The 13,303-nt window shown below is 50.1% G+C and carries 13 protein-coding genes; 6 read left to right on the top strand and 7 right to left on the bottom strand.

The genetic code is table 11. From position 1 onward, the window contains the following. Positions 1–211 precede the first annotated feature (211 nt). The 7 genes from HW443_RS01580 to HW443_RS01555 all read right to left on the bottom strand — a co-directional run bounded on the left by HW443_RS01580 (position 212) and on the right by HW443_RS01555 (position 7,970). Entirely contained in the window at positions 212–3,079 is a 2,868-nt protein-coding gene (locus HW443_RS01580; protein WP_258188932.1) for a molybdopterin-dependent oxidoreductase, read from the bottom strand. Positions 3,080–3,274: 195 nt separating this feature from the next. Further along, the gene (locus HW443_RS13235) at positions 3,275–3,700 is read right to left on the bottom strand and encodes a hypothetical protein (RefSeq protein WP_258188933.1); all 426 of its coding nucleotides are present in this window, start codon (positions 3,698–3,700) and stop codon (positions 3,275–3,277) included. Between the two features lie 387 nt (positions 3,701–4,087). Then, a complete protein-coding gene (locus tag HW443_RS01575; protein ID WP_176227013.1) occupies positions 4,088–4,294 on the bottom strand; it encodes an ATP-binding protein in 207 nt (68 codons plus the stop codon). A 205-nt stretch (positions 4,295–4,499) separates the two neighbouring features. Next, on the bottom strand, positions 4,500–4,748 hold the full coding sequence (locus tag HW443_RS01570) for a YfhL family 4Fe-4S dicluster ferredoxin (RefSeq protein WP_176231672.1): 249 nt from the start codon (positions 4,746–4,748) through the stop codon (positions 4,500–4,502). Positions 4,749–4,780: 32 nt separating this feature from the next. Then, entirely contained in the window at positions 4,781–5,572 is a 792-nt protein-coding gene (locus tag HW443_RS01565; protein WP_176231673.1) for an ATP-binding protein, read from the bottom strand. A gap of 167 nt (positions 5,573–5,739) precedes the next feature. Next, on the bottom strand, positions 5,740–6,564 hold the full coding sequence (locus HW443_RS01560; protein WP_176231674.1) for a Crp/Fnr family transcriptional regulator: 825 nt from the start codon (positions 6,562–6,564) through the stop codon (positions 5,740–5,742). A gap of 146 nt (positions 6,565–6,710) precedes the next feature. Beyond that, on the bottom strand, positions 6,711–7,970 hold the full coding sequence (locus HW443_RS01555) for a threonine synthase (protein ID WP_176235785.1): 1,260 nt from the start codon (positions 7,968–7,970) through the stop codon (positions 6,711–6,713). A gap of 564 nt (positions 7,971–8,534) precedes the next feature. Between HW443_RS01555 and HW443_RS01550 the strand changes: the two genes are divergently transcribed. The 6 genes from HW443_RS01550 to HW443_RS01525 all read left to right on the top strand — a co-directional run. Beyond that, positions 8,535–9,911 carry a cation-efflux pump gene (locus tag HW443_RS01550; RefSeq protein ID WP_176237844.1) on the top strand — a complete coding sequence of 459 codons (1,377 nt, stop codon included), beginning with the start codon at positions 8,535–8,537 and terminating at the stop codon, positions 9,909–9,911. Positions 9,912–9,946: 35 nt separating this feature from the next. After that, positions 9,947–10,090, top strand: a complete 144-nt coding sequence (locus HW443_RS01545) for a hypothetical protein (protein ID WP_176235783.1) — start codon at positions 9,947–9,949, stop codon at positions 10,088–10,090. A 241-nt stretch (positions 10,091–10,331) separates the two neighbouring features. Continuing rightward, positions 10,332–11,558 carry a S1C family serine protease gene (locus HW443_RS01540; RefSeq protein ID WP_176235782.1) on the top strand — a complete coding sequence of 409 codons (1,227 nt, stop codon included), beginning with the start codon at positions 10,332–10,334 and terminating at the stop codon, positions 11,556–11,558. Positions 11,559–11,731: 173 nt separating this feature from the next. Further along, a complete protein-coding gene (locus HW443_RS01535; protein ID WP_176226673.1) occupies positions 11,732–12,388 on the top strand; it encodes an RNA polymerase sigma factor in 657 nt (218 codons plus the stop codon). Further along, a complete protein-coding gene (locus HW443_RS13765; RefSeq protein WP_176237843.1) occupies positions 12,360–12,545 on the top strand; it encodes an anti-sigma factor family protein in 186 nt (61 codons plus the stop codon). Before HW443_RS01535 ends, HW443_RS13765 begins: the two co-directional genes overlap by 29 nt. A 168-nt stretch (positions 12,546–12,713) precedes the next feature. Beyond that, positions 12,714–13,303: Druantia anti-phage system protein DruA (locus tag HW443_RS01525; protein ID WP_176237842.1), on the top strand; the 590-nt coding region annotated here is incomplete at its 3' end.

The raw sequence follows: 13,303 nt of genomic DNA, 5'->3' as shown, positions 1-13,303 counted from the left end.
GCCAGAGGTCCAGGCATTCTTACAGGCAATGGTGCAAGTCTGGCAGGCAATGCACTTGTTTGTATCAAAGATCCAAGCAACCTGTCTGTCCGGACGGCTTTCCTGGTACTCCCTTGAAAATAACCAATTTTCATGCGACGTGGTGCGGTGCGCCGCATGGGTGATTTGTAAGCTATTTTTCTCTTTAGTTGCCAGTTATACACTTTAGGTATCATGTCCCCGTTACAAATCCTCCTTTCATGAATTTCTTCATGGTCTCACTCTCGTAGGTTGGCCGCAGGCCCAAGCTGGCCGGTCTCCACAATCTAGCTCCCTCAATTCCCCCATCTTCTGCTTTAGTAAGTTTCACCAACGATTCTTTAGGTGCGCCAACCGTGCAGTGAATGTCTGGGGCGAACCCTTTTCCTATCACCTGCCCGAATAATCCTTTGCGCGCTAAGGAGTCGGTCATGAGAGTGGGGCGTAGCCAGGCCCGCACCGCCGATTGGTGAGAACCAGCTCTAAACATAGCCTGATAACCTGTGCGCGGGTTTCTGGCTAGCTGGTCGGGATTCTTTTCCTGCCCTTCTACAGAACCGTAGGTAGCAACAAACATATTAAACCAGGACCGCGCCACGCCTCGAGGAAGTCCCAGGTAATAGCGCGCCCGCATTAGGGCACGATGAACTTTATAATCTTCTGGCTTTCCCTGCCATCCCCTGAATGGTCTATCTTCAGGATCGGCATCAACCCATACATAGTCTCCATCGTTTATCCCCAGTTCCCGGGCATCTTCGGGATTTACGTCAACGTACCCTTCTCCCACCCAGGGCATCCTTTTGTCTCGGCGGTAGATGTCCCCGAAAGGACCAAACCACAACGCCATGAGGTCTAGATCCACTGGCGTTGTATGGGCGCCGTGGCGGTATTTTGGTGTAATGTAAATCAAGGTGAAACCGTCTTTCCGCCGAGGATGAACGGTTTTCGTAACCTCGGCCGGAGCAATCACCACATTTCGTACCTGCCGCACTTCCATAGAGAGGTCGTCTCGAGACAATTCATAATCCTCGGGGCCTTTGGGTCTGATCAAGGCCGTTGCCCCGCAAACAATCGTATTTGGTTCATAAAAAGTGCCGTCCACAGGCTCACGATGAACAGGGATATTTTCGCCGTGCTCAATGAATTCATCTTCGTCACGGTAAAACTCCATCCGTCCTGATTTCGTGTAATGGGGTTTGTTTTCGTTAGACTGTTCCCAACCCATGATTTTGGGATAGGTACGGGTCATCAAGAGAGCCGGAACCCCGCCCTTTGCATTCTCTTCCAGTTCTTCAATCTCCCTTGAAAATAACCCAATTTTCATGCGACGTGGTGCGCCGCGGTGCACGGGCGATTTGTATCCCTTTAGAGTTGTTGAGTTATCAATGATTCTCTGCAAGTACACTTCCACCTTACTGTCATAAACAAATTTCCAGTAATCTTCGAATCTTTTATCACCGGTGAGTCTGCTCAGGGCTTTACCCACGCCGGCCAACACCTCTATATCTCCTTGCGTGTCATGCACCCTTTTAAGTGGTGTCCGCGGGAAAACCTGGCAGAATGGATTGGTAGGCGAAGTGGTCATATCGGGGTATTTTAGCTCTGCCCATGAATCCACGGCGAAAACTACATCGGCATATTCGCAAGAAGCTGTCCACCACCACTCACTCACGACGACACATTCGGTCTTCGGCAGGGTGTTCACCACAAAATCGTGATGCCATTTCGTATTGCCCAGTATGGAGTTACTGTTGCTAAACCAGACGAATTTGGTCGGCGTGGGTACATGGCTTTTCCCGGTAAAGAGTTTGTTGCCTAGCCGCAGTGGCCGGTCCCCATAGTTATAGTAGTGAGCCGATTCCATTTTGTAGTAGAATTTTACGCGTGACGCTTTTGACGGATCCAATTCGATGTCAAAAGGGTCCTCTCCAATATATGTAGGCTCGCCGTTAAAATAGGCACCCCGATAGTTCCCGGCATAACTGCCGATATTGCCACTGTGAAATCCAATGTTCCTGGTCAAAGCGCAAACCAAGAAGATGGCCCGGTCTTTCAGGTCATTGTTAAAGAAATGGTTGGGACCCATTCCCACCGGAACCAGGGTTTTGGCTTTGTTTTTGGCGATCTCTCTCGCCAGCCACAAGACTGCCTCCTGATTCACATGGCAGATGTTGCTCACGACCTCAGGTGTAAAGTAGGAGGCGTGCTCTCTCAGGAGGTCAAAAACCGGCCGCACTTTTACTTTCTTACCATCGAGGGTATCAACGGTAAATTCGCCCTCCAGGGCCAGGTTCTTGGCCAGGCCGGCCTCATCCCGGGTAATCACTTCTGGCTGGTTGGTGTCCAGATTCCAGGCCACAAAGTCGCTCCACTCATTACGCAGACTTTCGGTGATGATTTGCCGATCCTGTTTAGTAGCCAGAGGCGCTCTCTCCTCTGCTTTAAGTATCTGGGTGTCTTTCAACCCTTTCGGTTTGTAATCCTGAATCAAATCCTGTGGCTTTAAAAGTTTGAGGGTGTCCATCCGCACCAGCAAAGGCAGATCGGTATGCCCTTTCACAAATTCCGCATCGTATAGCTTCTCCTGGATAATAACCTGGGCCAGACCCAAAGCAAATGCCGGGTCGCTTCCTGGGCGGAGCAGGATCACCTCATCGGCCTTGTTGGAGGTGGCTTGATATTCGCAGGCAACTGTTACGACCCTTGTTCCCTTAAGCCGTGCCTCAGTGAGCCAGTGCCCATCGGGCATCTTGGTGACAATCCAGTTCATTCCCCAGCCAACGACCATAGCGGCATTTTCTGCCGTGGCTAAATCGAAACCTATGGTTTGCTGGCCGCAAGTCATGGTATGTCCCGGCGGCAGATCGGTGTGCCCGGAATAGTTATCCCATGCCCTGGCACCGAGGGCGGCTTCTTGGTCCACCTGCCGCATCTTAGCGTCCAAGAGGGCCAGTGAGTTGGCAAAGCGATAGAGCCCGAAGATTCGCGTGGCACCCAGGAGAGGCATGCCACCACGAAGCTTCAGTACCTGGGTGCCGGCTCCCTTCATCGCTTCAATCATCGCTTCGTCGTAGTCCTGCTTCCTAAGCAGTTCGGTTCCCTTATCACCCGAGTAAGTGGTGGCAATATTCACCGTGGTCTGGGCGACAATTTCACAGGCTTCTTCAAAGCTAACTTTTACAAAGGGTTCTTTTCCACGGTTTAGAGATTGTGGCGGAATTCTTCCAGCTTCGTCTCGTGGAAAACCGGCATCATACTACTCTTTGAATCCCTTTCTCACGAAATGATTCTTTACTCTCCTGGGGCCGTAGAACCTGCGGACGAGGGCAAGACCTTTTTGGCAGCACCGTGGATCCCATCTGTGGGAGGCTTGATTTCCATAAACATCTCTGGCTTTGCCATAGCCATAACTTGGGCCAATTCTTGTGACAACCCCATTTTTCACATAGGCCCGCAAAAGGCAGTTATGGGTATCGTTCGGAGCACACAAAAAGTGGAAGGTAGAGTCGTATCTGAATTGATCGCGGTAGATCTTCTCCCAACCTCTCTCGGGGTAAGAATCCAGAGGGTTATCGACCTCAGGGACAAATTGCAAAGAGGAAAGCTCTAGCCCTCTTAGAAAAAGACCGGCCATGGAAGCCATACCCATTTTCACAAATTCCCGGCGTGTAATCTCTTGCATAGTAGTCTCCTGATATAATTAGCCTGGCAAAGCTTACTTTTCGCCTCCCGTAGATTAACTTTTTGATTCCTTAGAAGTCGAGCCCTTAAGCCGCTCATACACCTCTGGACCAAAACACTCTCTGGCGAAAGCACACCAGTCCAGGCACGAGGGGCTCCTGTCCTTAAACACTATGGTCTTGCAGTTTGGACAGGGCAGACATACCTCATCGGACCATATCTCCACTTCTGTGCCACATTTCGGGCAACTCATATATTCAGGTACCGGCTCTTTAAAAGTGCTGCTGCCAGGGCAGTGTTTTGGAACAGTCATGCTGTCATCCTTTAGCCTAAGGTCGAGGAGAGATGTAAGCCAACACCGCCAGTCTGTCCTCAGCTCTCTGGCCATTCATACATCCATGACTATCTCGAAGGGGCAGCTTATGGCCCCTTCCGGGCAGAGTGTCTCGCACTCGGTGCAATAGTTACAGTCATCAGGCCTGGCAATTATGGCTTGGCCATGATCCAATTCCACGGCGTGGGAAGGACAGGCCTCCACACAGTCGCCGCAGCCGGTACATTTTTGATTGTCTATTTCTGGCACTGTTGTGGCCATTTCATACTTCTAGTTTCGTTAAGGCTATACGAATTAGGAGATTCTGTCCTTACACTGCACACTAATGAAACTCTTTCTATCTATAGATAACCCCTCAGAGTCGCGGGTGTCAGTGACCTTTGTCTCACCCCGTGCTGTCATTTGTCCTCTGTCTTTCTAGATAGATTCGGGGTAAGGAGAGGGGCCTTTCGACCCCTCTCAGGAATCAGGATGCCTGTAGGCGTTCCTTCTTCTGCAGCAGTTCTTCTTTGGTCTCCCGATAGCCAGGATCAGGATGGATGCAGTCCACGGGGCAGACCGGGACACATTGGGGCTCATCGTAAAAACCCACGCATTCCGTGCACTTCTCAGGGTCGATCACATAAAGGGGGTCACCTTCCGAGATGGCCTGATTGGGACATACAGGCTCACAGGCCCCGCAGGCGACGCAGTCTTCGAAGATTTTGAGTGCCATAGCTATCTCCTTTCTGATAAGAAGGCCCGGCATTAGACGTTGACTGCCTTCTTGTCCACTACCTTACCGTTTATCCCAATTATTACACTGTCAAAACAAATATCTTTCCCACTTTTGTTTATAGCCTCCTGAGCAATATGAAGAAGTCCGAAACAACAAGGAACTTCCATATGGACAACTTTTAAACTCTTAGGATTGGCTGTTTTTAATATTTGGGTAACCTTTTCTACGTAAGCGTCAACATCATCAAGCTTAGGGCAACCAATAGCGATCGCTTTTCCCTTTAGGAAATCCTGATGGAAATTGGCACAGGCAAAAGGAACACAATCGGCAACTAAGATTAGATCTGCGTTCTGGAAATAGGGAGCAGAAGGTGGAACCAAATGGATTTGTATTGGCCATTGGCGAAGTTCAGAGCTAACCTCCACTTTTTCCTCTACTTCCCCCTCTTTCTTTTCCCAGTGTAGCATCTGGGCAGAAGGACAGGAGGTTATCTTCGGATGAGAGTGGTATTTGGGAAGCTCATGTGCATGTTCTTTTAGATGGGTCAAGTGCTTTTCTAAAAGTTCGGGTGATTTTTCTTTAATATGTGCAATTACTCCTTCTTCGTCGTATTCTTCAACCTCTTTTTCCTCGATAGTCAACGCGCCCTGTGGACACTCGCCAAGACAGGCACCAAGTCCGTCGCAGAAACTCTCTTTTACAAGTTTTGCTTTTCCGTCAATAATCTGAAGTGCTCCTTCAGGGCAAGAGGGAATGCAAAGCCCGCACCCATCACATTTTTCTTCATCAATCCTAATAACTTTTCTAATTACTTTTGCCATCTATTCACCATCCTTTTTTAACTTTTTAGGCCCTCAAACTGAACCGTCTCACCCATACAGGAAAACCTCCTGCTCTAATGCTGAAAGAATGGGCGGGATATTTCCGTGACTTTTGTCACATACCGCCTAATTTGCTTTTTCAAGAAGGGTTATAAGGAATGAAATATCTATGATCGATCCGAAATCTCCTTTAGAAGCTGAGGGTCATGAATGAGGATCTTGTGACGTTCCATCTTGATAGCTCCTTCTTCTTCCAGGGTCTTGAGAGAGCGGCTGATCACCTCCCTGGCTGTGCCCACCATAGCTGCCAGCTCTTGCTGGGTAATGCGCTGCTTTAGCCCTAAAGCCCTTGGGGGACTCTGGAGAGTGACGCTGGTGGCTCTCGCGGGAGACTCTCCGTACCCCTCTGCATACTGGAGCAGGATCCTGGCCAGGCGACTGGTGACCCGGCGGAAGGACAGACCCTCTACCAGAAGAGTCAGGTGGCGCAGCCTTTGTGCGAATACCCGAAGCAGGGCCAGAGCCACCGAAGGATAGTCGCGGATTATGGACAACATATTTTCTTTTCGGACTATATAGATGACGGATGGCTCAATGGCCTGGGCGCAAGCCGGGTTGGGGCCACCATCGAAGAGGGGAACATCGTTGAAGGAGTCAAAGGGCTCCATGATGCGCAATATCTGTTCCTTGCCCTCCACCGACGTCTTGAAGATCTTGACCCGGCCAGATATCACAAAATGCATGCCAGGACAGGGATCTCCTTCCAAGAAGATTATCTCGTTTCTAGGGAATCTTTTCTCAGAAACCAGGCTTTTAATTTTCTCCAGATCGCTGGGTTCCAGGCTGGCAAAACAGGAGATCTTTTTGAGAAAATCCACCGAAGTGACCATGGTCTTTATCCCGTTATCCTTTGGTGACTTATGCGAGTGAATGGCACAGTGCTGTTGTCTCTCAAATTGGTCCGCCTGAGCCCTCCTGGCGTGCTCTCTCACTCAACCGACGGAGTCTGCCGAGAGCTAGCCTGCCGAACCTCCCGAAAGAAAATCTGTCAGCCCCTCACTGGCGAGCTCTATTTTCTTTTTGCAGCTATCCTACAGCTTTTGCCTATCTTGCACAACTTTCGGTAGCCGATTTCGGCTTACTGGCCCAGGGAAGGGTTTCGTCTCAGAATCTTATCGTTAAAATCAGCCACCGAGGGTTTTATCACCTGCAGGCCCTCCAGGGCATTTTCTACCGCTTCTACGGTCTTGAGGCCTATCCCGGTGATGTAGGCCACTATCACCTCATCTGAAGCTATCTTTCCCGACTCTACCAGCTTCTTGAGGACCCCGATAGTCACGCCTCCTGCCGTCTCCGAGAATATCCCTTCAGTTCTGGCCAGAAGCTTTATTCCTTCTACCAGCTCCTCATCGGTAACGGACTCCACAAAACCACCCGTTTCGGTTACTGCTTTAAGGGCGTAATAGCCATCTGCCGGGTTGCCAATGGCAATGGATTTGGCGATGGTATTGGGTTTGACCGGTCTTATGGTGAACGTATGATTAGCAAAGGCGGTAGCTACTGGAGCACAGCCAGTTGCCTGGGCCCCGGAGATCCTGGTCTTTGAGTCGGGTATGAACCTAATCTGGTGCAGTTCTTCGAATCCCTTGTGAATTTTAGTTAGGAGGGATCCGGAGGCGACGGGAATGACCACATGATCCGGAGCTACCCAGCCCAACTGTTCCGCTGTCTCGAAGGCCAGGGTCTTGGAACCCTCGGCGTAATAGGGCCGGATATTGATGTTAACAAAGGCCCAGTCGTATTCATTGGCGATCTCGCTACAGAGGCGATTGACATCGTCATAGCTTCCTTCTACACCGATGAGGTTGGGCCCATAAATAGCTGAAGTGAGGATTTTGCCCCTCTCCAGATCAGCAGGAATAAATATATAGGACTCAAATCCTGCCTTGGCAGCATGAGCAGCTACTGAGTTGCCCAGATTGCCGGTGGAAGCACAGGCTACCGTGGTGTAGCCGAACTCTCGGGTCTTGGTCAGGGCTACTGAGACCACCCGGTCCTTAAAAGAAAAGGTAGGGTTAACGGTGTCGTTTTTCAGGTATAGCTCCTTGAGGCCCAGCTCCCTGGCCAGATTGGTCGACCTGATGAGGGGAGTAAATCCGGTCCCCAGGTCCAGAGGATCTTCTGTTTCTATGGGCAGGAGTTCTTTATATCTCCAGAGAGACTTAGGTCCATTCCTGATCTTCTCTTTGGTGAGGCTTCTGGTGATCTCCTCATAATTGTAGGTCACCTCCAGGGGTCCGAAACAGAAGTCGCATACATGAAGTGGTTCTAGTTCGTACTCTCGGCCGCACTCCCGGCATTTTAATGATCTAATTCTTGATGATCTAACCCCGCTCATGGCTTCCTCCTTGAATCGCTCTTGAAAACAAAAATCCTCTCGCCCAGACAGTTCGACTGTCTTGGGACGAGAGGGGAAATCTTCGTGGTACCACCCAATTTCATCCACACCTGGCGGTGTCGACCTCACAGAGTGCAGAAACCCTTCTTTTGGAGAGGCATCCTCTTGATTGCCAAAGCTCTTGCCTTCCAGAATTTCGACCAGAAACCTCGAAATCCTGGTAACTACAGAAGGAACTCCTATACTCCTGTCCTTGGTAACGGGGACCGTCCTGACGGACCTTCCGTTCAGGTCTACTCGGCGATCCCTCCACCAGGGAATCAGCCTTTCTCCTGAAGGCTCCGAAGACATGTTCAGCCTCTTTTCAAGCGCCGACTTTCAGCCAGAGATCGGCTCTCTGTAGCTCTATATTGTGAGGCTTACTTCTCTTCTTCAACGCCACCTATTCACTTTTCTGGTCTAGTGGGTTACATTATTATCATAGTTGCTCGGTATTGTCAACAGTGCGTGCCGATTTCATAATCAGCGAACTACATAACATTCCAAAGGACTAAAAGCTAGCTGATGTCTACCCAAAAGGTGATGGAGAAGGAGAAACAGAGAGTTGCTCTCGGCTCAGTTATTGCGGCCGCCTTTCTGACGGTCGCAAAGCTTGTGATAGGTCTTTTGACTGGTAGTCTAGGTATCCTATCCCAGGCGGCCGATTCAGGGCTCGATCTGGGCGCAGCTACAATTACTTACTTTGCCGTACGTGTCTCCGACCGGCCTGCTGATCAGGATCATCTTTATGGGCATGGCAAAGCGGAAAGCCTCTCAGCTCTTATACAGGCAGGGCTGCTCCTCATCACCTGCGGCTGGATCATCTATGAGGCTGTGGAGCGATTGTTTTTTAAAACTGTGGCCGTCCAGGCAACCCTTTATGCCTTTGTCGTCATGGGTATCTCTATAATAATCAGCGTCAATCGCTCCGTAGTCCTTCGCAGGACAGCTAAGAAATACGGAAGCCAGGCTCTGGAAGCTGGCGCCCTCAATTTCAGCAGTGATGTACTAAGCTCAGCGGTAGTCATATTAGGTCTTATTATGGTCAGGTTGGGTCTTCCCCTTGCTGACTCGCTTGCTGCTCTGGTCGTGGCCACCCTGGTGGTGGCCAGCGTACGACTGGGAAAACGATCAGCAGAGGTGCTTCTGGACCGGGCTCCCCGAGAGATGGTCGAATTGGTTGCCGCAGAGGTCAGAGCTGTGGATGGAGTGATAGATTGCCCGAGGGTCAGGCTCCGCCGCTCAGGAAATAGGTCCTTTGTAGATCTTAATGTAAATATCGATCGGGCCGTAGGTCTGGAGCGTGCCCATGATGTTGCCCTGGAGATAGAGAGGCGAATCTGCGTCAAGATTCCCCCTGCTGATGTGATGGTGCACACTGAACCTACTGAGGGCGATGAACAGTTGGTGGACAGGATCAAAGTTATGGCTGACCGCACTCCGGACATTCTGGATGTCCACAACATTTTGGCCCACGAGATTGAGGGAAAAATCTATCTAGACCTCCATCTCACGGTGACTCCTCTCTTGACCCTGGGAGAGGCCCATAAGATTGCTGACTCCCTGGAGGAGACTGTAAGGTCGGAGATGGAAAATATTGCTATGGTGACTCATATAGAGTCGAATCTCCACTTCCTGGCCTCTGGAGAGGATATTACGAGCTCTTCGGGGTCTATGGTTAATCTGGTTAAGAATGTGGCCAGGGAAGAGGCGGCGCTCAAGGACTGCCATGAGGTGACTGTCCGCAAGGTCAATGACCACCTTTCTCTCACCCTGCACTGCCTCTTCGATGAGAATCTCGTCATTAGTGAGGTTCATGAGGCTTCTAGCCGCATCGAGGACCGGGTCAAAGGCGCCATACCCGATGTGGATGCTGTGTTGGTTCACGTAGAGCCCAGTTGAGGAGCTGTCTTCCTCTCCTGCCAGGCAACGTTCTTTTGACGCTCAGGTATTCCGAGGGCGATACCGAGTTTCCGAGCTTCCTTAAGGAATCGCCCATGCGCCGCGGCGCACCACGTCGCATGAAAATTATGTTATTTTCAAGGGAGAAGACTGATAACATCAACCTTGCCCTCAGATAACGACCTGGCTACAAGCTTAATCATGAGGTCAGTCATCCGCGACTAAGGACGCACCCTGTCCATTCTTTCCCAATTACGGAGAGCAATTACGGAGAGATTGAAAATTCCCTTTTCCCCAGATAAGTAGTAAAATTGAGAAGTAATCATTGGAGCCATGGGAAGTTGGGCCATGCAATCTACTGGTTTGGACCATGCTATCCACCAGTGGGGTGCCAAAGATATCTTAGAGAGGTGACCTCAGTTGTCCGAATTTGATGATTTCTATGGGGGAGATGGAAGGTCGTCCTTCCTTCTCAGAGGGTGTCTTATCCTCGGTCTGGTTGTGCTCTGTCTGGGGTTGGGGGCTTTTATTGCCATCGGCGCTGTTGCCAGCCTGAAAGGGGTATCGCCTGTAGAGTTGTTCCAGGATGAGCCCTCGGCGACTGCGACCGGAGAGGCTCCATCTGCTCCGGAGGAGAAACCAGGTACTCCGGGGGCAGCTCCGCCTACCTGGAAAGAAAAGCCCCCTGCTCCAGAAGAAGGGGTAGAAAATCCGGTAGTCTTTGTAGCTAGAAAGGTTGGCCCTTCCGTCGTCCAGGTCAAACTGTTCCTGCCAGAGACGCAGAGAGCTCCTCGCCAGTATATTGGCGGGGGATCGGGCGTCATTTATAGAAGCGATGGCTACATATTGACCAACGAACATGTGGTAGGAAAGCAGATTCAGGGTGTCAATCCCATAATAACTGTGGTCCTGGTCTCTGGGGAAGAGTTGGAAGCCGAGGTAGTGGGTGCGGACAGGCTGACCGACCTGGCCATGTTGAAAATAGATAAGGTAGGTCTCCCGGCAGCAGAGTTTACTTCTACAGAAAGTCTTCAGATTGGGGATCTTGCGGTAGCCATCGGAAGTCCCTTCGGGCTGGAGGCTACTGTAACTCAGGGTGTGATCAGTGCTGTCCAGCGGCAGGAATACATTGAGGGAAGGGTCTACTATGATCTGATCCAGACCGATGCGGCCATCAACCCTGGAAACAGTGGTGGCGCTCTTTCCAATAGCAAAGGGCAGGTGATAGGAATCAATACCGCTATTCTTTCCCCTACTGGAGTGGACGCAGGTCTTGGCTTTGCCATCTCCAGCGATGTGGTTATGGGTATTGCTGATCAACTAATAGAGAAAGGTAAAGCCAGCCATCCCTACATGGGAATCGCGGGAGAAGCTATAAGCAAAGAGGTTGCCGAAAAGTTTGACCTGGAGGAGGGCTTTCGGGTCGAATATGTCGAGCCAGGAGGCCCAGCCGATAGCGCCGGGATAAGAGAGGAAGACATAATTACTAAAGTAGATGATACAGACATCAAGAGGTATGGAGATCTGATTAAGGCCCTGGCAAAGAAGGGTGTTGGAGGAACTGTCACAGTTATTGTGGCCCGAGATCATAAAGAGCTTCAATTTGAAGTGACTTTGATAGAGAGACCGGCTGAACTGCAAGGGTAAAGTCTTCTTTGACCGCAGTTTTTCCAGGAGCGTTACCCGGAGTAGGGATATCTCTGGGAGCGGGCTTAACTTTGTGGCTATGAGCAGGTTATGCGCAGGTTCTGAGATCGAAAAGGTTAGTATTCAGCTTGCAACCTTATTTCTATCCACGGCGTCAAAGGAGTTGCTCTCAGGTGAAAGGTCCGGCAAGAGACGTGAAAAGCCCTATAAGGTACAGCCGATTGAACGATGAGGCCCTTCTGACCCTGGCCAGGGAGGGGGACGAAGGAGCCTACGAGACCCTGGTACGACGGTATCAGCATGAGGTCTACACTTCGGCTTTCTTCATGATGGGCAACCCGGCTGACGCTCATGACGCCAGCCAGGAAGTGTTCATAAAACTCTACTTCTCTCTGGGCAAGTTTGCTGGCCGCTCCAGTTTTAGTACCTGGCTTTACAGATTGACCATCAACACCTGCATAGATGAGCTTAGATCCAGGAAAAGGTACAGAAATAGAAACGTAGATCTGGAAGGCGAGAGCTACCAGGCCCTGGAGGCCCAAATAGTAGGTAAGAAAGGGGACTTGCCGGAGGAAGAATGTCTGAATTCCGAGATCAAAGAAATTTTGATCCGAGAGGTGGTCCGGCTTCACGATAGACATAGAATCCCCTTTGTTCTGAGAGATGTCTATGGATACTCCTATCAGGAGATAGCGGAAATCCTGCGTCTCCCTTTAGGTACGGTTAAGAGCAATATTTTTCGAGCCAGAAGGCTTCTTCGGGATATGGTTTTCAAAGGCCGAGGGGAAGAGAGAAATCGAGATGAGGACAACATACTGTTCTTTAGTTGACCAGTATCTGCCTAAATATTTGGAAGATGATGTCTCCAGTGTAAGAAAGGAACAGATTAAGGAGCATTTAAGCTCGTGTCCTGACTGCCGGGGGGATTACAAGCGGCTCAAGTTTGTCCTCTCTCACCTTAGCCAGGTCGAAGAATATTGCTCTTAACCGTACCTAAAGGGAGACGCAGGATTTCCGCTATCTACTGATAGGAGTATCCATAGACATCTCTCAGAACAAAGTGGATACTATGTTTATCGTGAAGCCGGACCAACTAGCGGTTCAAAATTCCTTTGATCTAGGAATTCAGAACCAGATTGTGATATACCATAACACATGGAGTTCGATGTTGTATATCATGGTCGCAAGGTAACCCATAAAGACATTATCTTTATCAAGACCCTGATTGCTAACAATCCCGATAAAAGCCGCTGGTTTATCTCCAGAGAGTTATGTCGGCAATGGGATTGGAGACAGCCCAATGGTGTCCTTAAGGATATGATCTGTAGGGGGCTCCTCCTAAGACTGCAGAGAGATGGCCTGATTGCCTTGCCTCCCTGTAAAAGAATCATCAATAACCCCCTCTTAAACCGCCAACCCCCTGAGCTCATCAAGGTTGATCAAAGCCCTATCATAGGTAACATAGAAGAGGTTCAGCCTATAGAATTACGGTCTGTTCGCAAGACCCAATATGAGAGACTCTACAACAGTCTGATTCACCAATACCATTATTTAGGATACACCCAACCAGTTGGCGAGAAGCTTAAATACATCGCCTTCTCCCATGACCGGCCTATAGCCTGTCTAGGATATAGCTCAAGTGTCTGGCATATTGGATGTCGAGACCGCTTCATTGGATGGTCCCCCCAGCTACGAAAGAAGAACCTCCACCTCATTGCCTACAACAACCGTTTCTTGATCCTACC

This window comes from Candidatus Hakubella thermalkaliphila, from assembly GCF_013281975.1.
Classification (GTDB): Bacteria; Actinomycetota; Humimicrobiia; order Hakubellales; family Hakubellaceae; genus Hakubella; species Hakubella thermalkaliphila.
The sequence above is the reverse complement of the archived record's forward strand: the minus strand, read 5'-3'. Positions and strand labels throughout refer to the sequence as shown.